Source organism: Anabaena sp. FACHB-595, assembly GCF_048568275.1.
Taxonomy (GTDB): domain Bacteria; phylum Cyanobacteriota; class Cyanobacteriia; order Cyanobacteriales; family Nostocaceae; genus Trichormus.
The window spans coordinates 1,311,124-1,334,998 of the sequence record NZ_CP183473.1 but is presented as its reverse complement, the minus strand read 5'-3'; the positions used below and the strand labels follow the sequence as shown (position 1 = coordinate 1,334,998).

The 23,875-nt window shown below is 43.1% G+C and carries 18 protein-coding genes; 8 read left to right on the top strand and 10 right to left on the bottom strand.

Features of this window, described 5'->3' with window-relative positions:
* Nucleotides 1-204: 204 nt before the first annotated feature.
* The 4 genes from ACN222_RS05645 to ACN222_RS05630 all read right to left on the bottom strand — a co-directional run bounded on the left by ACN222_RS05645 (nt 205) and on the right by ACN222_RS05630 (nt 2,593).
* Nucleotides 205-726, bottom strand: a complete 522-nt coding sequence (locus tag ACN222_RS05645) for a hypothetical protein (protein ID WP_010995309.1) — start codon at nt 724-726, stop codon at nt 205-207.
* A 34-nt stretch (nt 727-760) separates the two neighbouring features.
* Entirely contained in the window at nt 761-1,201 is a 441-nt protein-coding gene (locus ACN222_RS05640) for a hypothetical protein (protein WP_044520823.1), read from the bottom strand.
* Nucleotides 1,202-1,644: 443 nt separating this feature from the next.
* Nucleotides 1,645-1,827 (bottom strand): CsbD family protein, encoded by a 183-nt coding sequence (locus ACN222_RS05635; RefSeq protein WP_010995307.1) that lies wholly within the window; start codon nt 1,825-1,827, stop codon nt 1,645-1,647.
* Nucleotides 1,828-2,110: 283 nt separating this feature from the next.
* Nucleotides 2,111-2,593 (bottom strand): hypothetical protein, encoded by a 483-nt coding sequence (locus tag ACN222_RS05630; protein ID WP_010995306.1) that lies wholly within the window; start codon nt 2,591-2,593, stop codon nt 2,111-2,113.
* Between the two features lie 344 nt (nt 2,594-2,937).
* On the opposite strand from ACN222_RS05630, the gene uvrB reads away from it, so the two are divergent.
* Nucleotides 2,938-4,935, top strand: coding sequence for an excinuclease ABC subunit UvrB (gene uvrB, locus ACN222_RS05625; protein WP_010995305.1), 1,998 nt, complete (start codon nt 2,938-2,940; stop codon nt 4,933-4,935).
* A gap of 594 nt (nt 4,936-5,529) precedes the next feature.
* On the opposite strand, the gene ACN222_RS05620 is transcribed toward uvrB, so the two are convergent.
* On the bottom strand, nt 5,530-5,763 hold the full coding sequence (locus ACN222_RS05620) for an EF-hand domain-containing protein (protein WP_010995304.1): 234 nt from the start codon (nt 5,761-5,763) through the stop codon (nt 5,530-5,532).
* Between the two features lie 185 nt (nt 5,764-5,948).
* Here ACN222_RS05620 and ACN222_RS05615 point away from each other — a divergent pair, with 185 nt between their 5' ends.
* Nucleotides 5,949-6,518, top strand: coding sequence for a hypothetical protein (locus ACN222_RS05615; protein ID WP_010995303.1), 570 nt, complete (start codon nt 5,949-5,951; stop codon nt 6,516-6,518).
* 62 nt (nt 6,519-6,580) lie between these two features.
* On the opposite strand, the gene ACN222_RS05610 is transcribed toward ACN222_RS05615, so the two are convergent.
* Both ACN222_RS05610 and smc read right to left on the bottom strand, forming a co-directional pair.
* Nucleotides 6,581-7,558 carry a PRC-barrel domain-containing protein gene (locus tag ACN222_RS05610; RefSeq protein WP_010995302.1) on the bottom strand — a complete coding sequence of 326 codons (978 nt, stop codon included), beginning with the start codon at nt 7,556-7,558 and terminating at the stop codon, nt 6,581-6,583.
* Nucleotides 7,559-7,616: 58 nt separating this feature from the next.
* Nucleotides 7,617-11,243: a chromosome segregation protein SMC gene (gene smc, locus ACN222_RS05605; protein ID WP_010995301.1), complete on the bottom strand. Its 3,627-nt coding sequence runs from the start codon at nt 11,241-11,243 to the stop codon at nt 7,617-7,619.
* Nucleotides 11,244-11,715: 472 nt separating this feature from the next.
* Here smc and ACN222_RS05600 point away from each other — a divergent pair, with 472 nt between their 5' ends.
* Nucleotides 11,716-13,077, top strand: a complete 1,362-nt coding sequence (locus ACN222_RS05600) for an NAD(P)/FAD-dependent oxidoreductase (RefSeq protein ID WP_010995300.1) — start codon at nt 11,716-11,718, stop codon at nt 13,075-13,077.
* Between the two features lie 368 nt (nt 13,078-13,445).
* On the top strand, nt 13,446-14,816 hold the full coding sequence (locus ACN222_RS05595; RefSeq protein ID WP_010995299.1) for an NAD(P)/FAD-dependent oxidoreductase: 1,371 nt from the start codon (nt 13,446-13,448) through the stop codon (nt 14,814-14,816).
* Between the two features lie 146 nt (nt 14,817-14,962).
* On the opposite strand, the gene ACN222_RS05590 is transcribed toward ACN222_RS05595, so the two are convergent.
* A complete protein-coding gene (locus ACN222_RS05590; protein WP_010995298.1) occupies nt 14,963-15,343 on the bottom strand; it encodes a hypothetical protein in 381 nt (126 codons plus the stop codon).
* 120 nt (nt 15,344-15,463) lie between these two features.
* On the opposite strand from ACN222_RS05590, the gene ACN222_RS05585 reads away from it, so the two are divergent.
* The 3 genes from ACN222_RS05585 to ACN222_RS05575 all read left to right on the top strand — a co-directional run bounded on the left by ACN222_RS05585 (nt 15,464) and on the right by ACN222_RS05575 (nt 17,604).
* The gene (locus tag ACN222_RS05585) at nt 15,464-16,162 is read left to right on the top strand and encodes a glutathione binding-like protein (RefSeq protein WP_010995297.1); all 699 of its coding nucleotides are present in this window, start codon (nt 15,464-15,466) and stop codon (nt 16,160-16,162) included.
* Nucleotides 16,163-16,440: 278 nt separating this feature from the next.
* Complete coding sequence (locus ACN222_RS05580; protein WP_010995296.1) at nt 16,441-16,932, top strand: orange carotenoid protein N-terminal domain-containing protein; 492 nt, start codon at nt 16,441-16,443, stop codon at nt 16,930-16,932.
* 159 nt (nt 16,933-17,091) lie between these two features.
* On the top strand, nt 17,092-17,604 hold the full coding sequence (locus tag ACN222_RS05575) for a universal stress protein (protein WP_010995295.1): 513 nt from the start codon (nt 17,092-17,094) through the stop codon (nt 17,602-17,604).
* Here ACN222_RS05575 and ACN222_RS05570 read toward each other — a convergent pair.
* Nucleotides 17,578-22,239: a HAMP domain-containing protein gene (locus tag ACN222_RS05570; RefSeq protein ID WP_419756907.1), complete on the bottom strand. Its 4,662-nt coding sequence runs from the start codon at nt 22,237-22,239 to the stop codon at nt 17,578-17,580. The genes ACN222_RS05575 and ACN222_RS05570 overlap by 27 nt on opposite strands.
* A 124-nt stretch (nt 22,240-22,363) precedes the next feature.
* Nucleotides 22,364-23,377 carry a HAMP domain-containing protein gene (locus tag ACN222_RS05565; RefSeq protein ID WP_419756892.1) on the bottom strand — a complete coding sequence of 338 codons (1,014 nt, stop codon included), beginning with the start codon at nt 23,375-23,377 and terminating at the stop codon, nt 22,364-22,366.
* Nucleotides 23,378-23,600: 223 nt separating this feature from the next.
* Between ACN222_RS05565 and ACN222_RS05560 the strand changes: the two genes are divergently transcribed.
* Complete coding sequence (locus ACN222_RS05560; protein WP_010995293.1) at nt 23,601-23,843, top strand: hypothetical protein; 243 nt, start codon at nt 23,601-23,603, stop codon at nt 23,841-23,843.
* The last annotated feature ends 32 nt before the right edge of the window (nt 23,844-23,875 follow it).

The following is a 23,875-nucleotide window of genomic DNA, read 5'->3' as shown; positions in this document are numbered from 1 at the left end:
TATATAAAAAATACTCAGTAATTTTTATTGTTAGATATTGAAAGTCTTGAAAAATGGGTAATAGCTAATTGGCAATTGGTAATTGAGGAGTTATTACTCACCGTTCGCGTAATAAAATTTGATAGAGGTTTTTCAGATAGACAGCAGTAAAAAAGGTGAATAATACCCACCTTTTTATATAGTTAATAAATAAATAGCTCAACTCTATTTGCGGCTACCCAACCACTTAGCGGCGGCGATGCCAATCAGCCCTGCAACTACAGGATTGCTGAGGAATTTCATAATTCCTGGTTGTTCGGCTAGGACTTCGCGGAAAATGTCGGGGTGATTGTGATAGGCGAAGGATGCAAGTTTGCTTACATCGTCAGCGTTCATGCGGCTGGCATGGTGAGTACTAAGTCCTAGTTGTTGTTCTAGGTGTCTATCGTCCAATCCTCTTTGTTTGAAGTGTTTGAAAAAGGCGCGGGCTACATCATCCCGTTCGTTGGGCTTGATCTGGGCGATCGCTTTTTGTAATTCTGGTTCCATTTGATTGGAAGGAATCTGATTAGGTTGGAACGACCGACCAAACAATTGACGACGCTGATCTGTGGTTGTCCGTTGGGCGAAATCGTCAAAGGTTTCGTATTCAGTCGCGGGATCACCCGTTGGGCTATCTAAAGATTCGACATTACCTTCACCTAAATCTCTTAGGACTTGCCTTCTGTATTCTTCGCTACTTGTCACTTTTCTCTTCTCCTTATTAATGCCAATTCAGTGATTAGGTATACTGAATTTGGTTTGTCTGAACATCGTACTTAGCCGTCAAAATCAACTTTTTATCAGGCCCATACACGAGAACAGTTAAATCTTGATTGGGAAAGTTTTTGCGGAAACCCTGGGCCAAAGATTTTACTAGAGGTCGCACTTCGTTAGGACGTACTTGACGCGAAATCACAACTCCTAACTTGTTGTTATCGCGGACGTAAGCATCTTGAACTAATCCTTGAGAAGTCTGTACGACCCAGTTACCAAAAGTTTGTCCAGATGGCGAGTTTCCGCGCTCTAATTGGGAATAAGCTGTACCACTACCAATTGCTGATGGGGTACTTGTCCGGTCAAGTTGAGCTACGTTTCCACCACCGCAAGCAGTCGTGAGCATCAACACTAAAACTAAGACAACAGTAGTCAAGATTTTCCTGCTCTGCTGAACCCAAATCATTGTTTATCCCTCCCATTTACATACAATTTATAACAACCTATTTATTAGGGTTACTGATGTGATATTTTTCAAATAATTAACGACCTTCTATTACTCTCGTTAACTAAAAATTTATAATCCTTGATTGTTAAGGCGTTGATAAATTTACGAGGTTGGGTTGAGGAACGTAGGCGCAGCCTTCTCATAGAGTAACCCAACACGAAAAATAATTGGTTTTGTTGGGTTTCACTAAATTTCAACCCAACCTACATTTTTGTCTTTCATCAGAGTCATAAACGAGAGTTAACTCAGAGGAACTTTTTTAATAAATGTAGAGATATGAATGATATCTCTACAACGGCCTTATGAATTAGCCTCCATCTCCCAAACTAAACCTTTTACCCATAGGTAATAAAAAGACTACGTCTATTGTTAAATTACCTGAGGATATAAACTAAATAGCTTTAGTCGATTTTTTTCTTGACGTTGTCCTTAACATCTTCAACGCCATGACGGACTTCACTTTCGGCTTGTTTAGCTTTACCTTCAGCTTTATCTTCAGGGTCACCAGTTACATTACCTAAAGCTTCTTGAGCTTTGCCTTCAATATTTTTACCAGTGGCTTTTGCTCTATCTTCTAAGCTCATTTTTCTCTCCTGAATTTTATAGATTTTAGTTTCAAAGCTATTAGTAAACTTTGAATTGTTTGTTATTACATTTACAAAGTAGCTTAAAACTTTTGCCATAGCCTTCTGCCACAAGATACATTGATCTACTATGCAAAAAGAGTGAAAAAATGAAAGTAAAGTACAATATCCCCGAATTTTTAGAAAAGTTGGGGATCTGATTTATCACACATAAATTAAAAACCCAGTTACTTCATGTAACTGGGTTAGCAAGTTATATAAATTAATAGAATTATTTTCTTGACTAATCTATAAAACCCATCAGACTATCAGAATCATCAATAGTATTTGATGCAACGGGACGATCGCCCATCGACGAGTAAGTGCTAGACAGAACCAAGGCACTGGAAGCAATTGGACGAATTCCAGAAAGGTTAATACTGTCTACGATATTGAATGTATGGGCTGTAATTGGACGAAGTCCCATTATATCGATTGTTTCCACTACTTCCAAAGTACTAGTACTAATTGGACGTAAACCAGCAATTGAGACTGTTCCAGCTATCTCCCAGTTACTACCGGTAATGGAATGCGCTCCGGCAACAGCAAGTTTTCCGTGAATCTGTTCTTGCTCTGATGCTTCCACTGACAGTTCAGCATTTGGCTCGACTTGCTCTTTATTCAAGCTCTGACCCTGATTATTTTCTACTTCCACTGTTGTTTCTCCTTTGAGCTTGGCGCGTTTTTGCCGAGGACTGACCGTTTTGCCGGTACTGCTAATGGTCATAATTAAACACCTCTGGGTTATTAACTTAACTTTACAATACTTAAGGAAAAATCAAATTATTTCCTATATAAGTGAGTTTACCCTTAAAGCACCTTGCATATATATAAGTATCTTCAAAAGTGACATATAAGTAAACTTAAATTCTGAAAATTTGTCAAAGAAAATTGCTAATTGAAAAGGTGGGGGAGCAAAGGTAAGAACAATTACTATGGGCTGTTGACTGTTGACCGTTGAATGTTGACGGCTGACTGCTGACTGTTAGCTTTTGAGTAGGAACTCAGTACTTAGCACTAGCCTGATTAATTTATCGCTAACATGAGATAGGGTATCTTTAGTACAGATGTATGACAGAATTTGGTCTGCAAGCTCCCTTTAGTCCGACAGGTGATCAACCAAGCGCGATCGCCCAGTTAGTTGCTAGCATCGAAGGAGGTAACCGTTACCAAACCTTATTAGGTGCTACGGGAACAGGTAAGACATTTTCCATCGCCGCAGTGATTGAGAAAATTGGGAGACCAACGCTAGTTCTGGCGCATAATAAAACCTTGGCCGCGCAACTATGTAATGAATTGCGCGAGTTCTTTCCCAACAACGCTGTTGAGTATTTCGTCAGTTATTACGATTACTATCAACCAGAAGCCTATATTCCCGTTACCGATACGTATATTGAAAAAACGGCGGCGATTAACGATGAGATTGATATGTTACGACATTCAGCCACGCGATCGCTATTCGAGCGTCGTGATGTGATTGTTGTGGCTTCTATTAGCTGTATTTACGGTTTGGGAATCCCCGCCGAATACCTTAAAGCCGCTATTCCTCTGCAAATTGGGATGGAAGTAAATCAACGGGAGATTTTGCGGGATTTAGCCTCTGTACAATACAGCCGCAACGATGTAGAAATGGGAAGGGGACGTTTCCGCGTCCGGGGTGATGTATTAGAAATCGGCCCCGCTTACGAAGACAGGATTATTCGGGTAGAATTTTTTGGCGATGAAATTGACGCAATTCGCTACATTGACCCCGTGACAGGGGAAATTATCAACAGTTTACAAGCAGTAAATATCTATCCTGCGCGTCACTTTGTCACCCCAGAGGAACGTTTAGAGGTAGCTTGCGAAGATATCGCCTATGAATTAAAACAGCGCAAAGCAGAATTAGAAGAAACTGGCAAATTGGTAGAAGCGCAACGCATCGACCAACGCACCCGTTACGATTTAGAAATGCTGCGGGAAGTGGGTTATTGCAACGGCGTAGAAAACTATTCTCGCCATTTAGCAGGTAGACAAGCGGGGGAACCACCAGAAAGTTTAATTGATTATTTCCCGAAAGATTGGTTGTTAGTCATTGACGAATCTCACGTTACAGTCCCGCAAATTCGCGGAATGTATAACGGCGACCAAGCTAGGAAGAAAGTATTAATTGAGCATGGATTTAGGCTTCCTAGTGCTGCTGATAACCGTCCTTTAAAAGCAGAGGAATTTTGGCAAAAAGTTAACCAGTGTATTTTTGTTTCTGCTACCCCAGGAAATTGGGAATTAGAGATTTCCGAAAATCGCATAGTTGAGCAAGTCATTCGCCCTACAGGCGTAATTGATCCAGAAATTTCCGTTCGTCCCACAGAAGGACAAATTGATGATTTGTTAGGAGAAATTAAAGATAGAATCGACCTCCATGAAAGGGTATTGATTACCACTTTAACTAAGCGGATGGCGGAAGATTTAACAGAATATCTGCAAGAACACGGCGTGAAAGTGCGGTATTTACATTCAGAAATTAATTCTATTCAACGGATTGAAATATTGCAGGATTTACGCCAAGGTAGCTTTGATGTGTTGGTGGGTGTGAACCTACTACGGGAAGGTTTAGATTTACCTGAAGTTTCCCTAGTAGCGATTATGGATGCCGATAAAGAAGGTTTCTTACGCGCGGAACGTTCTTTAATTCAAACCATTGGGAGAGCAGCACGACACATCAGAGGACAAGCAATTTTATATGCTGATAATATGACAGATAGCATGATTAAAGCTATTGAAGAAACAGACAGACGGCGCGGTATTCAGGTTGCATATAATAAGCTGCATGGAATTACACCACAACCGATTGTCAAAAAATCGAGTAATGCAATTTTGTCTTTCTTGGAAGTGTCTCGACGGTTGAATGCAACAGACTTAAAAGTTGTTGAAGAACATATTGATGAATTGCCGTTAGAGGAGATTCCTAACTTGATTGACAAATTAGAAGCACAGATGAAAGAAGCATCGAAAAAACTGGAATTTGAAGAGGCGGCAAAATTGCGCGATCGCATCAAGCAATTGCGCGATAAATTAGTAGGCAGATAATTGCTGTCTAAGTATCTGTAGGGTGGGCATTGCCCACCATAACCCAACTTAAAATCGAGCGAGCAATCTCGACACAGCAAGGAGTACAGCTTTCAAAAATCCCAGTTTAAATGCACATCAGCTTACCTTACAGCCACATCGTAACGCTACACACTCGGTATTGTAGCTCTGTACCACTTTAAATCTTCCTGTCCACACTGCTAAGTTTGGCTTATGCCAAAATAAATATCAGTAAAACTACGGCTTTTAGCAATGGGGTGGAATCCAGTATGGAGAAGCAGCTAGTTTGGTAATCGCAGCGTCAAAATAGTATTAGAACTGGTGAACAATAAACATAATATGAAAGCGTACGAATTTCTAGCAAACGTCACCACTGAAGGCAAAATAGAATTACCAGATGTGATTTGGCAAAAGTTAGCAACTAAAACGAAAACGTTCTCGTTTAAAACAAGAACGTTCTCACTTAGAACAGCAAAGTTTTAGTTCAAACAAAAACATCCCAGCGCAGAAGCTCAAATTTGATGTTTTCCGCTAAAGTCGCCGCGTTTTTTCTAAACTGACGACGCTTGTGGTTGCACTTTTTTCGATTCACTGCTAGGTTAAATTACTTGCTTTCTTAACTGCTTTCTTTAACTCTTCAAAGGTAATACTACCGTCTTGGTCTGAATCATACTGTACTAGCAACTCTTGGGGGCTATTGGTATTCGTTTCTGATGAGATGACTGCACTTAAACCAGGGCTTAAAAAAAGCTCATTAATGGAGATTTTGCCGTCTTGATCACGATCTAAGGTATTAAAAAGAGATTGAAGCTCTTGCTCGGTTGCCATAAATTTCTATCTGAATTAATATTTCACTTTAATATTTCAGAATTAAATAAACTTATATCTTTAGATGTAGAAATAGGTATCGCTGGGGCTGAGATTAAGAATACTAAAGGTGAGTATGAAGCACCGATTAGTCTAAAAAATGGGAAACATAAGTTAAATACACCCGTTGAAATAGGTTTTACTTTATGATTTTTGGTTTAAAAAGTCTCACTAATTTATCAATATTACTGATATTAGTCGGCAGCAACAATTTTTATCCGTCGGCTATAGCTAATACAAATAATCAACCGCAGCTATCAGCACAACGACCAGCTAGAACAGCTAATTCTCAGCCACACAAAGTTTTTCAACCGATTTTGCCGAAGTTAAAGCAAAAGAGTCAAATTAAGATTTTATTGCCTAAATACATTCCTGAGTCGGATGGGACAAATCCAATTTACGCCATTATAGAAACGGCTACACCGAAGAAATATGAGATTCTGTTGGGTTTCAGTCCTGATTGTACTGGTGGGACGGCTTGTCGTTTAGGTGTGGTTTCGGCGGAGGCTGTCACGCGTTCAACGCCGCGCCTCAAGGGGAGAAGGGTGGCTTTAGCTAAGGGTATTGCTGGCTATTTTGTGGATTTTCGTTGTGGGGCTAATTGTTCTGATGCGACTTTGACGTGGCGACAGCAAGGGGTGCAGTATAGTTTTGGGTTGAAGGCAGGCGATCGCAATTCTCTCATCAAAATGGCTAATTCTGCTATTAATCCTTAAGCAAAAAATTAAACCTCTCCTACAAACAAATAGGAGAGGTTTAATCATGAATCACCAAAAAATTAATATCCGCCTTCTTCTTCGTATTCTGGTTGTCTTTCTTTGACTTTCTTGGGAATATTTACTGGTTGGGGTGGTACGTCTTCCCACGCATCACTTTCTACATCGTCATCATAATCGTCGTAATCTTCGGTGTATGGTTTGCTGTAGGGTTGAGACGGGGGCTGATATCTGTCTCTACCCGTGGCTTCACTCCAGTTGTCTTCTTCGTCTTCTTCGTATTGAATTGACTCGTATTGTCGCGCCTTCATGACTTGGCGCTGTGGTCTTTCTTCTTCGATGTAATCTTCAGTCCATTCTTCCTCGGCTACGGGTTCGGGGGTGCGGACTTTGGGTTTGGGTGGCTGTAAGGGTACGCCGCTAGGTAGCTGATTTGATGGTGCGACAGCGCGGGGTGCGGAATAACCATATTCTTCTTCTGTATCCCGTTCCCAAGGTGCTTTACCAATACCCAGGCGTTCGAGAACACCGACTGTTAACTGATTTACCCGTTCTTCGGCTCCTTCAAAGACAATCAACCTGTTGGGGCCGGTGCTGACTACTTCTTCTATGGATATTTCGTAGGTGCTTAAAAACTGGTCGGGAATTTGGGGAACTCCCAAGGAGGCGATGACTATGGTGTTGAGTTTACCTGTTTCGGCTTCAAATCGGAAACCCCGCACTCTACCTAAAACTTCGCCTGTTTCGGTGATTACTTCCCAGTTAATCAAGTTACTGAGGGCTTCAACTTCAATATCTTCGATGACATCTTCGTTATCAACTAAGATGACATCGCCATATTGGTGGATGCTGCTAAGGTACATATAGCGGGGCAGACCAGAGATAGAGATCAGGCTGTCTCGCAAACCAAGAGCCACAACCTCTCTTTGATCAATATCCACCCAAACTTGACTGACGATTCCTAACCGTTTGCCGTTGTCGCGGGTAATTACCTGCGTATTTAATATGTCGGAACGCCTAATTATTTGTTCAGAGGTCATTCTATACGGAGTCCTGATCTCGAATCCGGTTTATCTATACACTATTATTAACAAAAACTCAAGCAGATGTATTCGAGGATGATAACTTAATTCCCAAAACTTGAGTATAAGCTCCTCGTGCTTGAGTAACGCCGATTGTGCGTTCGGCTGATTCTATCATCGGACGGCGCAAACTCACAACTATGAATTGTGCCTGCTGGGCTTGTTGTTTAATCATTCTTGATAATCGCTCTACGTTTGCCCCATCGAGGAACATATCTACTTCATCAAAGGCGTAAAATGGCGAGGGGCGGTAGCGTTGCAAGGCGAAGATAAAGCTTAAGGCGGTGAGGGATTTTTCACCACCGGACATGGAGGCGAGTCTTTGGACTGGTTTACCTTTGGGGTGGGCGACTAAGTTCAAGCCACTGTTAAAGGGATCTTCTGGGTTATCTAATTGCAGGTAGCCGTCGCCGTCGGAAAGGGTGGCGAAGATTGATTGGAAATTTTCATTTACAGCGTCGAAGGCTTCTTTAAAGGCGATTTGGCGCAAGGTGGTGAAGTTTTCAATGCGTAGGAGTAGTTCGGTGCGTTCTCCTTCTAAGGTCTGTAATTTTTGGGATAGTTCTTCTAGGCGCTTTTGGGTACGTTCGTATTCTTCCAACGCCAGCATATTCACAGGTTCCATTGCTTGGAGGCGTTTGGCGAGCGATCGCAATTCTTTCTGCAATTCTTCTAAGTCTACCTTGTCTGGGACTTCTGGCAAAGGGTTGGGTAGTTCTGGGACTAGTTCCTGTAACTGGCTTTGTAAGGCGGTTAAGTCTTCCCGGCGTTTAAGTTGGGTTTCTTCCAGTTTTTGAATTTCCCATTCTAATTGTTGCTGACGCAGGAGGTGCGATCGCACTTCTTGTTCAATTGTGTCGCGTTTTTGTTTTTCTGCGCCGAGGTGTTGTTCAAGTTCGCTGAGTTTGGCGCGGGTTTGGGTGATTTGTGCGTTTATGGTTGTGGTTTGTTGAGAGACGCGATTAATCGCTTCTGTACAAGTGGTTTGTTGGGTTTGATATTCGGTGATGCGCTGTTGGGCTTCTTGGATGCGTTCTTGTAAACGCTGTTGTTGATTTTCTAGATTTTTTAAGCGTTGTTCGGCTTCCCTAAAGGCGGTTTCCCGTTGTTGTATTTGTTGTTCTTGGGTTTTAATTGTCGCCTGAATTTGTTGCCATTCGCTGGGGGTTTGGGAGGCTTCTAACTCGGCTAGGGTGTGGCGTAGTTGTTGTAATTGGCTTTCTTGTCCTGGTAAGTCCCTATCTAAAATCTCCAGGCGAGATTGGGCTGTGGTAAATTTCTCGGTGTTTTGGGTGAGTTGCGATCGCGTCCCTGTCAACTGGGCTGTTAAACTCTGAATATCTTTTCGCAACTGTTCCAACTGTAACTGCTGTTCTCGCCGTGCTTGTCGAGTTTCAGTGAGTTCTTGGGATAGTTGTTTGGTTTTGATGACTAAATTAGCGATCGCATCACCACAACGGTTTAAAATCCGATCAATATCGGCTAAACGCTGTTTTAAGCCAATGGCTTCATCTGATTCTGCGGCTTCTGTATTCCCAAACCGGAGGGAGGAACGCTGGTTACTACTTCCCCCAGTCATCGCGCCACTGGTTTCTAGTAGTTCTCCATCCAAAGTAACGATGCGATATAAGCCGAGATTTTTCCGCGCTGCTTCCAGGTTGGCGAAGACGACAGTATTACCAAAAACGTAATTGAAGATGTCTTTATAACGGCGATCGCAGTCTACCAAATTCACGGCATAGTTAACAAAACCATTAGCTAAACGCAGCGTCGCATCCTGGGTAAATTTGTGAGACTGAATTTTATTTAACGGTAAAAACGTCGCTCTCCCAGCCCGTTTTTGTTTGAGTAGTTCAATTCCGGCGGCTGCTATACCATCATCTTCTACCACAATGTGTCCCAGCCGCGCCCCAGCCGCAATTTCTAACGCTAATTGAAACTTGGGTTCTACCCGTCCCAAATGTACCACCAAGCCGCATACCCCAGGCATTCCCGACTGGATAATCACTTTACTGGCTTGGGTTCCTTGTACCTCTTGCTGTGCTTGTGCTTGCGCCTCAATTCTATCTAGCTGACGTTGTTTGTCCCGTTGTTCTTGTAATAGCCGCTTTTGGGTATCTTGCTGGATTTGTAATTCCTGTTCTGTGGCTGCAAGATTTTGGGCTAAATCTTGGATGGGTTCGCCAGAGGAGTTAAATTCTGTTTCTATGCGTTCACAATCGGCTTGTTTCTCAGCTAATTGCGGTTCTAATCCAGCAATTAACTCGGTTTGTTCCCCAATTAACTGCTGTAACTGATTATTCCGTTCCCTCAGTTGCGCTTGTTCTGTGCGTTGCGGCTCCAAAGTTTGCAACACAGCCTCAATTTGACGGTTCAACGCCGTTTGTTGCTGTACCCATGCTTCCGACGCTGAAGCTATTTCTGCTGCGGCTTCGCGGGACTTTTCCAAAGCTTGTTGTGCTTCATCCCGTTGCTGCTGACAATAAACAATCGATTGTCTTTCTAAATCCTGTGCTTGCGCCAGTTCACCCAAACCTTGCTGATGCTGTTGAATATCATGCTGAGTTTGCGCCAAACGTTTGGTAGTTTCTTGCAAAGCCGTGTCTAACTCCGTTTGCTGACGCTGGAGTTGCTTCCGTTCCGCTTCTTGGGTAGCTAAGGTAGACTGTACCGCCAGCAGTTCCTCCTCCCCCATTGCTTTCACATGAGCATTTAGCTGTTCGAGTTCAGCCGTTTTTTGAGAAATTTCTGTATTTAAGCTTGCAAGCTGAGTTGTCAGTTCGCCATAATGGCGATCGCCTGCTTGAATATCTGTAACTAACTTCTCTTGCTGTGCTTGTAGGGAACGCCAAGATAATACCGCTTCCCAACATTGCTTTTCTAAAAACTCTGTGCGTAACTTTTGATACCTCTCCGCCTTTGCTCTGTCTTGGGAAAGGCGATCGCGTTGTAAAGTTAACTCAGACTCAATAATCTTACAACTATCTTCCTTATCCTTGACCTCATCTAAAGTTCCCTTGGCTTGATGAATCTTCCTATCAAAAGTCGCCACCCCCGCCAACTCATCAATAATTTCTCGCCGTTCCTTACCCTTCATGGAGATAATACTGGTGACATCCCCTTGCAACACCACGTTATAACCTTCAGGGTAAATCCGCAGCCGCTCCAACTCCTCATGTAACTCTGTCTGCGTCGCCGAAACCCCATTGATGTAGTAATTCGAGGTATAACTACCCTGATGCGTCACCCGCAATTTCCTAGTCACACTCCATTCTGTAGCTCTGTGACCATTCCCATTTACTGTAGGCGCTTCATTCTGAGATAATTCTGCATCATCACTGACAGATAAAAACTGATCACTCGCATCCACCAAATCCGATAAATCAAATGTCACCGTCACCACAGCTTCCACAGCCGAGCGACTTTTCGCCGTTTGAGTATTATTAACCAAATCGGGTAAGCGGTCTGCCCGCATCCCCTTAGAACTGGCTAGTCCCAAACAAAACAACAGCGCATCCAAAATATTAGACTTACCCGAACCATTAGGCCCAGATACGACAGTGAACCCCGACAGCAATGGGACAGAGGTCGTACCGCCGAAGGATTTGAAATTGGTAAGTTCTACGCGCTTAATATGCACCATGCAGTGCTAGTTAACTGATGTTAATGAAGAACAAGTGTATCAATTAATGAAAAATTCTCAAGTAGTCTAAGGGAAAATTTAGAATAGTCACACCGCCGAGGCTCAAAGAACCCAGGGCAGGTAAAGAGAGTTTAACAGCGAATTGCCGCAATTGGTATAGTTTCAATCAGCTAAGTCAGCTAACATTTTAGTTACCAAAATTGTCAACTATCATTTTTCCTGCTGTTGTTGACTGGTTTGCTAACCGTTGTTGTCTGATTTTAAATTACATAATCCATCGTGATGGCCGTTAACAGTCAACAGTTAACAGTTAACAATTACAACTATGTAGCTTAAATTACTCAATGTTTGTCTTTTTGGTAACTTTAAGCAATTTTTTATATGTTCAAAATAAACAGAAATAATTGTGACATTTTTGATACAAATTTGTTAAGAATAGTTACAACACTCGTAACACAAGGAAATAATTCTTATGGTTGAAGCACTTGATAACAACCCACCCCATAAAGTTGTGATTGTCGGTGGCGGTTTTGGTGGATTGTATGCAGCAAAAGCTCTGGCTAAAGCTAAAGTAGACGTGACTCTCATCGACAAGCGGAACTTCCACCTATTTCAGCCACTACTTTATCAAGTTGCAACAGGTACGCTCTCACCAGCAGATATTTCCTCGCCTTTACGCGCAGTATTAAGTAAAAGCAAGAATACCCAAGTATTGCTGGGAGAAGTAAACGATATTGACCCAGAAGCACAAGAATTGGTGATGGGTGATGAAAAAATTCCCTACGACACCTTAATTGTCGCCACTGGTGCAAAGCATTCCTACTTTGGTAAAGATAACTGGGAAGAGTTTGCACCAGGGTTGAAAACAGTGGAAGATGCGATAGAAATGCGTCGCCGCATCTTTACCGCCTTTGAAGCAGCAGAAAAAGAAAAAGACCCTGCAAAGCGTCGTGCTTGGTTGACCTTTGTGGTTGTCGGTGGCGGCCCTACTGGTGTAGAGTTAGCAGGAGCGATCGCAGAATTAGCATACAAAACCCTCAAAGAAGATTTCCGCAACATCGACACCACAGAAACCCAAGTCATCCTCCTAGAAGGTTTAGATAGAATCCTCCCTCCTTTTGCACCAGAATTATCCCAGGAAGCGGAAATATCCTTGAAGCAGTTGGGTGTGCTTGTCCAGACAAAAACTCTAGTTACAAATATTGAGAATGATATCGTCACCCTCAAACAAGGTGAGGAAGTCAAAGAAATTGCCTCCAAGACTGTATTATGGGCAGCAGGTGTGAAAGCATCAGCTATGGGTAAAGTTTTAGCCGAAAAAACTGGGGTAGAATGCGATCGCGCTGGCCGAGTCATCGTAGAATCAGACTTAAGCATTAAGGGACACAGCAATATTTTTGTTGTGGGAGACTTAGCCAACTTCTCTCACCAAAATGGTAAACCCCTCCCTGGTGTCGCACCCGTCGCCAAACAAGAAGGTGAATACGTCGCCGCATTGGTTCAAAAACGCTTGCAAGGTCAAACTCTACCAGCCTTTAACTACACTGATAAAGGTAGTCTAGCGATGATTGGACAAAATGCCGCCGTTGTTGATTTAGGCTTCATCAAACTCAAAGGCTTCTTTGCATGGTTGTTCTGGTTAGTGATTCACATCTACTTCCTCATTGAGTTTGATAATAAGTTAGTAGTCATGATTCAATGGGTATGGAATTATATCACTCGTAATCGTGGAGCTAGATTGATTACAGGTCAAGAAATTCATTTAGCAGTCAACACTGTTAACAATAGCGGTCATTACCAGCCTTTAGAAAAGAGACTACCAGTCAATGTCTAAAATGTTTGCTGAGTAGATAGTACCGCAAGGCGGAAATCAAAAGTCAAAAGTCAAAAGTTTCATATATCAAGGCTTTTGCTTGTTTGAAATGGTCTGCTTATTTACTCTGTGCTGTACTAGTATTGACCTGAAATTTGTGGAATAGGTATCTTGCTTAATATTAGGTAAGATACCTATTCCATATTTATTTTCAGCTAAATCAGCAGGGGAAGTCCCGAAGAATGACTATTGACCAATGACCAAATAGTAACCCTGATTAACTTAATTATTTTGTCAAGTGTTCAAAATAAACTGCAACAAATATTATGATTCTGTTACATCTTTATTAAGAACAGTTACAGAACTTTCAAATCAGGGAAATATTTCTTATGGTAGCTTCACTTGAGAATCATCAACCACATGAGGTTGTAATCGTTGGTGGTGGCTTTGGTGGACTGTATGCGGCAAAGGCACTAGCTAAAACGAATGTAAATGTTACTCTCATCGATAAACGTAACTTTCATTTATTTCAGCCACTTTTATATCAAGTTGCTACAGGTACGCTATCACCGGCTGATATTTCCGCACCATTGCGATCTGTACTCAGCAAAAGTAAGAATACAAAAGTGTTGCTGGGAGAAGTCAATGATATTGATCCCAACTTACAACAAATTATTGTAGGTGATAAAGTAGTACCTTATGACACCTTAATTGTTGCCACAGGTGCAAAGCATTCCTATTTTGGTAAAGATAACTGGCAAGAATTAGCGCCTGGCTTGAAAACTGTTGAAGATGCGATAGAAATGCGTCGCCGGATATTTGGCGCATTTGAAGCAGCAGAAAAAGAAACTGACCTCGAAAAACGCAAGGCTTTATTGACTTTCGTGATTGTCGGTGGCGGCCCTACAGGTGTAGAATTAGCAGGAGCGATCGCCGAGTTAGCATACAAGACTCTCCAAGAAGATTTCCGCAACATCAACACCTCAGAAACTAGAATATTACTATTGCAAGGTGGCGATCGCATCCTCCCACACATTGCACCAGAATTATCCCAAGCAGCCACAACATCTCTGCGAGAGTTCGGTGTGGTTGTCCAGACAAAAACAAGAGTCACAAGTATTGAAAACGACATCGTTACCTTTAAGCAAGGCGATGAATTGCAAACAATCACCTCCAAGACTATATTATGGGCAGCAGGTGTGAAAGCATCTCCTATGGGGAAAGTTTTAGCCGAACGAACTGGGGTAGAATGCGATCGCGCCGGACGAGCGATCGTTGAACCAGACTTAAGTATTAAAGGACACCAAAATATTTTCGTTGTGGGAGACTTAGCCAACTTCTCTCACCAAAACGGTCAACCTCTTCCTAGTGTTGCACCAGTCGCCATCCAAGAAGGTGAATACGTCGCCAAATTGATTAAAAAACGCTTGCAAGGGAAAACTCTGCCAGCCTTTAAATATAATGATCACGGTAGCCTAGCGATGATTGGGCAAAATGCAGCCGTTGTAGATTTAGGCTTGCTCAAGTTGAAAGGCTTCTCTGCATGGGCGTTCTGGCTATTGATTCACATCTACTTCCTCATTGAGTTTGACAGCAAACTATTAGTCATGATTCAGTGGGCGTGGAACTACATCACTCGCAAACGTGGCTCAAGATTGATTACTGGAAAAGAATCACTAGCATTTGCCAACAATTTTGACGATAGCAACGATACAAATAATTACTCAGCAGCCAACAATAGACAGCCACTAAATGTCTAGTGGTTTCATGATTAATTCCGTCGTAGGGTTGTACACTTGCACAACCCTACACTTATTTATATAAAAAAGTTAAGCCTGTATATAAAATATGCGATCGCCTAATTATCCGTGAGAAGCGATCGCATTTATAAAAATATTTCCCTTCTTTAGCCCCTGTCTTCACCAAATCGCTTTTGCAACGTCAACCAATCCTGTGGCTGCATAATTAATTTGGAAATAGGTAAGCGTTTCCACTCACCGTCTTGTTTGAGTAATATCTGCTTGTGCGCTATTTTTACGTCTTCAGGAGCATTGTAACCGTAGACGCGTTGTGGCCATCCTAAAGGTGTGTGAATAATAAATTGTTTATCTTCGACGGTGATATAAGGCTTATGCCAGTATGCCCACCCTAAAAAGATGATGATAATTCCAATGATGACGCTAATGCTGAATTGACCTCTAACCATGAGAATGCTACCGAAAGTTAAATTTAATAACCCTAAGGGAATGAACATATAACCGAAAGTTTTGTTGTAATGCAGTCTCATTATCAAGTTCTCATTGGCTTGTAATTGATCTGATCAAAGATAACAGCCTGAGAAAGCCGTAGTCAGGAGTAAAACAGTTAAAATCTCGGTGCGAAAACAAACAAAATCAAAGACACAACCATGATTGACCTTTACTATTGGACAACCCCGAACGGCCACAAAATCACTATCTTCTTAGAAGAAGTCGGCTTACCCTACAACATCATTCCCATAAATATCGGTGCTGGCGACCAATTCCAGCCAGAATTTCTCAAAATATCCCCGAATAATCGCATCCCAGCCATTGTTGACAATGAACCAGCAGACGGGGGTGCAGCGATTTCTGTGTTTGAGTCTGGCGCTATCTTGTTGTATTTGGCAGAAAAAACTGGAAAATTCATCCCCCAAAATATTAGGGGACGTACAGAGGTTCTACAATGGCTATTCTGGCAAATGGCAGGACTAGGCCCAATGGCTGGACAAAACCACCACTTTAGTACTTATGCACCTGAAAAAATTGAGTATGCCATTAACCGCTACGTCAATGAAACAGGGCGCTTGTATGCAGTGTTGGATAAACGCCTTGCAGATAGAGAGTTTGTCGCTGGTGAATACTCTATTGCCGATATCGCCGCTTATCCTTGGATTGTGCCTTATGAACGCCAAAGCCAAAATTTAGACAGTTTCCCCCATCTCAAACGTTGGTTCGAGACAATTCAAATACGTCCGGCAGTAATTCGCGCCTATGAAAAAGCCGAAGCCTTTAAAAATCAGGCGTTAGATATTGAAAAGTCCCGAAACTTGTTATTTAATCAGTCTGCGAACACTATTCAGCGCTGAAGTATGGGGGGAATTTATATAGGACTTACCCATGAAAACGAAAGATCAAGGGTTTGGAAAAGGGTGTAGGGGTGTAGGGATGTAGGGATGTAGGGGTATAAATCTTTGAAACCCTTACACCCGATCTCAACAGACAACCTGTGTGTGTAAGTCCTATTTATGTTTCCTGAATTATTCTTCTTTTTGGTCGAGTTACTTATGTCCTGAGTAGGGTTAAACACCTGATCTCTGTTTGTTACGGTTGCTAATGACAGTCGTTTATACCAACCGCAATCATTATGACTTTTACACAAACAAACGATCCCACTATTCGTAAATATGTCCAATCATGGCAGAAATTGGATGTAGACGAACAATTGGCTTTGTTTTGGTTTATCTACAAAGAAATGGGTGGTGCAATTACACCAGCAGCCCCTGGTGCTAGCACTGTTTCCCCAGCAATTGCCGAAGGTTTATTTAATCAAGTCAAAGAATTGAATCATGAACAGCAATTGCAACTACAACGCGACTTAATTCGGCGTGTAGATAACCAACTCAGCCGCGAATACGGCTCTCTGGGTGATACCACTAAGCTACTGTTTTGGTATCTTTTATCTCAAGGAATGGATAATGCAACCATAGTTCCTTTTCCTGCCGATTATAAACTGTCTTCAGAATCCCAAGAACTGTTGGAAGGAATTAAAGGCTTAGGTTTTGAACAACAGATTACTCTTTTCCGTGATTACGTTTCCCCAATGGGTGCTGAAGCAAAAGCGGGTGCGGAAATTTAGGGTTTTCCGATAGGATTCATAATTTTTGAAATACACATAGCAATGCCCACCTTATTATGGTGGTGGTGGGCAATGCCCACCCTACGTACTTATTAGTAGTTATGCAATTTAGACGTGAATTAGCTTAATCATACTTAAGTAAAATAGGGGTTTTATATTATGTATCAGAAAATTTTAGTAGCAGTAGAAAACTCTGAGATAGGACAACATATTTTTGAGCAGGGTGTAAATTTAGCCAAAGCAAGCAACGCTGAAATCATGTTGCTGCACGTTATATCTCCTGTGGAAGACCCCTATATTACTCCGATATTTTTGCAACCAGATACAACTTACCCAGGTTGGCAAACAGAATCAATGGATAACTATATCCAGCATTGGGAAAAACTTAAACAGGAAAAACTAGAGTGGTTGCGATCGCTCACTGACGCAGCGATTAATATCGGTGTGAAAACTGGATTTACCCAAAAGATGGGTGATCCAGGTAGGACAATATGTGAAATAGCCCTTAGCTGGCCGGCCGACCTAATTATGGTTGGTAGGCGTGGCCGTGCTGGACTCAGTGAGTTTTTATTAGGTAGTGTGAGTAATTACGTGTTGCATCATGCTCATTGTTCAGTTTTAGTTATACAGGGAAAAACTTTGTCGTCAACGATAGAGCCAAACTCGCAATAAAGACAGTAGTTGTTCTGTATCCACTGGTTTAGCGATGTAGTCAGAAGCGCCGGCGGCGATGCACTGATCGCGATCGCCTTGCATGGCTTTGGCGGTGAGGGCAATAATAGGTAAGGCTTTAAATTGCTCTTTTTTCCGAATCAATTGCATTGTCTCGTAACCATCCATTTCGGGCATCATCACATCCATTAACACCACATCAATATCTGATGTATTTTCTAATAAACTAATTCCTTCTCTACCATTTTCAGCATATATCACCTGCATTTGGTAGCGTTCCAGCATACTGGTGAGGGCGAAGATGTTGCGGACATCATCGTCTACAATTAAAACTTTTTTACCAACTAAGGAATAATCTTGAGAATGGAGTTGTTCGAGGATTTCGCGTTTGGGTGTGGGTAAGTTTGCTTGGACGCGGTGGAGGAATAAGGCGGTTTCATCTAGGAGACGTTCGGGCGATCGCACATCTTTGACGATAATTGTCTCAGCAATCCGTCTGAGTTCTGTTTCTTGATTTTTGCTGATTTCTCTGCCGGTGTAAACAATAATTGGTAAGGTTGCGCCGTTGGCTTCTCGCTTAATCTGTTCCATGAGTTCAAAACCTGTCATGTCAGGTAAGCCTAAATCAAGGACTAAGCAATCAAACTGCTGGGTACGAATCGCTTCTAAGGCGGCTGCACCTGTACCGACAGCAACTGTGGCTACATCACTGTTACCAATCAGTTCGACAATGCTTTGACGTTGTAGTTCGTCATCTTCAACCACTAGTAAATTTTTCACCCGGCGTTCTACGAAACCTCTAATTTTGTCTAAGGCTTCGGATATGGCTTCACTGGTGACTGGTTTTTGTAAATAGGCGATCGCCCCTAATTGTAAACCCCGTTGCCTTCCTTCCTCCACGGTCATGATGTGTACGGGAATATGGCGGGTAGTGGGGTCATGTTTCAAGCGGTCTAGGACTGTCCAACCGTCCATTTCCGGTAAGCGGATATCTAATAAAATCGCCATTGGTTGAAAGTCTTTGGCTAGTTTCAGTCCGGCTGTACCACTTTGGGCAGTGAGTACCTGGAACCCGTGTTGTCGTGCCATATCTACTAAGATACGGGCAAAATTAACATCATCCTCGATAATTAGCAGAATGTTATTATCTGCTGATGGATTGGTAATTGTGGTGCGATCGTCAAAAACAATTGAGTCGTACCCTGTAGAGACGCGATTTATCGCGTCTATTTGGGTCAACGTAGATTCAGCACCAAACCGATTTATCGCGTCTGCATGGTTCAACGTAGATTCAGGACTAAATTGCGGTAAATAGAAGGTAAATGTACTACCTTGACCAGGATGGCTGGTAAGTTTGATTTCACCACCCAAAAGATGAGCAATTTCTCTACTAATAGACAAGCCTAATCCCGTACCGCCGTATTTACGGCTGGTAGTACCATCAGCTTGCTGGAATGCTTCAAAGATAATCTTTTGCTTATCGGCTGCAATGCCAATACCTGTATCACTTACAGCAAAAGCAATGACATTTTGAGCCGGGTTTAAGGGTTGCTGGTTGGGATTCCATCCTGGCTTGGCTACTTCAATCCTGAGGCGGACTTCTCCACGTTCTGTAAATTTAAAGGCGTTGGAGAGGAGATTTTTTAATACCTGTTGTAGGCGTTTGATATCTGTATTAACGGTGGTTGGTAACTCAGGGGCTAATTCGACTGCAAAAGTCAGTCCTTTATTTTGCGCTATTTGCCCAAAGCCGCGTTCAATTTGTTCAGCCAACTCTGACAAGGGAATTGGGGTCGCATGGATGGACATAGTTCCCGATTCAATTTTGGCTAGATCCAAAATGTCGTTAATTAATGCTAATAGTTCATTACCGGCTGAGTAAATTGTTTGGCTGTATTCGACTTGTTTAGCTGTCAAATTACTATCGACGTTATCTGTCAACAATTTCGCCAATATTAATAAGCTGTTTAAAGGTGTCCGCAGTTCATGGGACATATTCGCCAAGAATTCAGACTTATAGCGGGATGAGAGGGCGAGTTGTTCGGCTTTCTCTTCTAAAGACCTTCTGGCTTGTTCAATTTCCCGATTCTTCCTCTCTACTTCTTTTTTCTGTAAAGCTAACAATTCTGCCTTTTCTTCTAACTCAGCGTTGGTTTGCTGTAGTTCTTCTTGTTGTCCTCGTAGTAAATCTTCTGAAGCTTTGAGTGATTGGGCTTGTTGTTCTAGACGCTGGTTGGTTTCGCGGAGTTCGCTTTGCTGGGTTTGTAGTTCCTCGGCGAGGGATTGGGATTGTTTGAGTAGTTCTTCGGTACGCATCGAGGCGGCGATGGTGTTGAGAACGATCGCAATACTTTCGGTGAGTTGGTCGAAGAATGTCAAATGAATTTCACTAAAGCGGCGGAAGGAGGCTAGTTCAATTACCGCCGTCACTTGTCCTTCAAATAATACAGGTAAGACTACTGCATTTAGGGGGTTGGCTTCGCCTAAACCAGAGCTAATTTTTACATAATCACTCGGCACTTCCGTTAACAAAATGCGCTCTTTTTCTAAAGCACATTGTCCAACTAAACCCTCACCCAATTGGAAGCGGTTAGCTAGATGTTTGCGTTCCCGGTAAGCATAGGTGCTGAGTAGTTGTAGGTAGCTTTGATTTTCTGCCCCTTCCATTAAGTAGAATACGCCGTGTTGTGCGCCTACCAGTGGTGCAAGTTCTGAGAGAATGAGTTTTGATACGGTTTCTAAGTCGCGCTGACCTTGCAGCATCCGGGTGAATTTGGCGAGGTTGGTCTTTAACCAATCTTGTTCGGTATTTTTCTGGGTTGTCTCCCGCAGATTGGCAATCATCTGGTTAATGTTGTCTTTGAGAATTGCCACTTCTCCTTGGGCTTCTACAGCGATGGAACGGGTTAAATCGCCCTTGGTGACGGCTGTAGCCACTTCGGCGATCGCTCTTAATTGGGTGGTGAGGGTAGCCGCTAGCTCATTTACGTTGTCGGTCAAATCTTTCCATGTCCCCGCCGCCCCTGGAACCTTGGCTTGACCACCTAATTTTCCTTCTATCCCCACTTCCCGCGCCACTGTCGTCACCTGATTGGCAAAGGTGGCTAGGGTGTCAATCATTTCGTTAATTGTCTCCGCCAAGGTTTCAATTTCCCCTTTGGCATCTAACATCAGTTTGCGTTTCAAGTCGCCATTCGCCACCGCCGTCACCACTCTGGCGATCCCTCGCACTTGGGCTGTCAAGTTCCCCGCCATTGAGTTGACGTTATCAGTCAAATCTTTCCACGTCCCCGCCACACCTTGCACCAAGGCTTGACCGCCTAATTTGCCCTCGGTTCCCACCTCCCGCGCCACCCGCGTCACCTCTGAGGCAAAGGAACTGAGTTGATCCACCATTGTATTAATAGTGTTCTTTAAGTCGAGGATTTCCCCTTTCACATCCACGGTGATTTTCTTCGACAGGTCGCCATTGGCTACCGCCTTCGTGACTTCGGCAATATTTCTGACCTGGGCTGTGAGGTTCCCCGCCATCGAGTTAACGTTATCTGTCAAATCTTTCCACGTACCACCCACACCCCGGACGTAGGCTTGTACACCCAATTTCCCCTCGCTGCCTACCTCCCGCGCTACCCTGGTGACTTCTGAGGCGAAGGAATTGAGTTGATCCACCATTGTATTAATAGTGTTTTTCAACTCCAGAATTTCCCCTTTCACATCCACGGTGATTTTTTTCGACAAGTCGCCATTGGCTACAGCCGTCGTCACCTCGGCAATGTTCCTTACCTGGGCTGTCAAACTCCCCGCCATAAAGTTAACGCTGTCGGTCAAGTCCTTCCACGTCCCCGCTACGCCCTTCACCTCTGCTTGTACGCCCAATTTCCCTTCTGTTCCCACCTCCCGCGCTACCCTGGTGACTTCCGACGCAAAGGAGTTGAGTTGATCTACCATCGTGTTGACGGTGTTTTTTAATTCGAGAATTTCGCCCTTCACATCGACGGTGATTTTTTTCGATAAGTCGCCAGTAGCTACCGCCGTCGTCACTTCCGCAATATTTCTTACCTGTGCCGTCAAACTCCCCGCCATGAAATTTACACTGTCGGTCAAGTCCTTCCACGTACCCGCCACACCCCGAACATCGGCTTGTACACCTAACTTTCCTTCGCTGCCTACTTCCCGCGCCACCCTAGTAACTTCCGATGCAAAGGAACTCAGTTGATCCACCATGATATTGATGGTGTTCTTCAACTCGAAAATTTCGCCCCGCACATCCACAGTAATTTTTTTCGATAAGTCACCATTGGCGATCGCTGTCGCTACTTCGGCAATATTCCGCACCTGTCCCGTCAGGTTACCCGCCATCAAATTCACATTATCGGTCAAATCCTTCCACGTCCCCGCCACCCCGCGCACTTCCGCCTGTACGCCTAGTTTCCCCTCCGTCCCTACTTCCCGCGCCACTCTTGTAACTTCTGATGCAAAAGAATTAAGTTGATCCACCATTGTATTAATAGTGTTTTTCAACTCCAAAATTTCGCCCTTCACATCCACGGTGATTTTTTTCGACAAATCGCCAGTAGCTACCGCCGTTGTCACTTCGGCAATATTTCTTACCTGCGCCGTCAAACTCCCCGCCATGAAGTTGACGCTATCAGTCAAATCCTTCCACGTACCCGCCACCCCTCGGACTTCTGCTTGACCGCCTAATTTTCCTTCCGCGCCTACCTCCCGCGCTACCCTGGTAACTTCTGATGCAAAGGAATTAAGTTGATTCCACCATGATATTGACGGTGTTTTTCAACTCCAAAATTTCGCCCTTGACATTGACAGTAATTTTCTTCGACAAGTCACCATTAGCTACAGCCGTTGTCACCTCGGCAATATTTCTTACCTGGGCTGTCAGGTTCCCCGCCATCAAATTCACATTATCTGTCAAGTCTTTCCAAGTACCCGCCACCCCTCTGACTTCTGCTTGTACGCCTAACTTCCCTTCCGTCCCTACTTCCCGCGCCACCCGTGTAACTTCTGATGCAAAGGAGTTAAGTTGATCCACCATTGTATTGACGGTGTTTTTCAACTCCAGAATTTCCCCCTTCACATCCACAGTAATTTTCTTCGATAAGTCACCATTAGCGATCGCCGTCGCCACTTCCGCAATGTTCCGCACTTGTCCGGTGAGGTTCCCCGCCATCAGGTTGACATTATCAGTTAAGTCTTTCCAAGTCCCCGCCACACCTTGGACTTCGGCTTGCACCCCTAGTTTCCCCTCAGTTCCCACCTCTCTGGCTACCCGCGTCACCTCACCCGCAAAGGAACTCAGCCTCGTCACCATCGTGTTAACTATATTGGCAGTTTGGCGAAATTCACCTTTTAGGGGTCTACCATCAATTTCTGTGGCGATCGTTTGTGATAAATCCCCATTAGCTACAGCCCGAATTACCCGCGTAGTTTCTGCCGTCGGCTGGACTAAATCTGTAATGAGAGTATTGACAGAATTAACACTATCTGACCAAGAACCACGCACATTTCCCAAAGAAGCCCGTTCAGTAATCTTGCCTTCTTTGCCCACAACATTACTAATGCGCTTTAGCTCTGCTGCCATGCGCTCATTCTGGTCAATAATATCGTTGAGCGTATCGGCTATCTTACCAGCTACACCTGTTTGGTCTATGGGCATCCGAGCAGAGAAATCACCTTTTTTGACAGCAGTTAAGGTTTTTAATAGCTGTTTTAAGTCTAATTCATCGCTTTCTCTAGTTAACTGTTCGGTTGCCATAGTCTAGCCCTTTAGAAATTACCGTTTATTTTTACCCCCACAAATATTTGAGAGTAATTTGAGTAGAAATATTATCTTGCTGTATCCTCAGGAGTTCTTAATCCCTGTCCCATGCTAGATAAAAAATGCTATTTCTAACACTTATTGGTGAGAAATATTGCAGCATAAAGACACCAAAAATAGACAGAATAAATATTTTCTTTAATTTTTCTGTAGGCAATACATGACGGCTGACTTAAACAAGGCAGAAGACAGAAAGCTAAAAATAGAAGGAAAGAAAGCTTTTTCATCCCTTTTGGTGTGGGTGGTTCATGATGGCTGCTTAGGAAATCATAGCCGCTATTTAGTCTCTGAAGTAGTTACTAGTAAAATTTTTAGATATCTACAAAATAATAGTTTTATTACCTATTTCTTATGGCATATATCTTTAGATATAGAAGGTAGGAATATTAAGCAAAAATTTTAAAAAACAAATGAGCAAACATGAGTTATCCACCC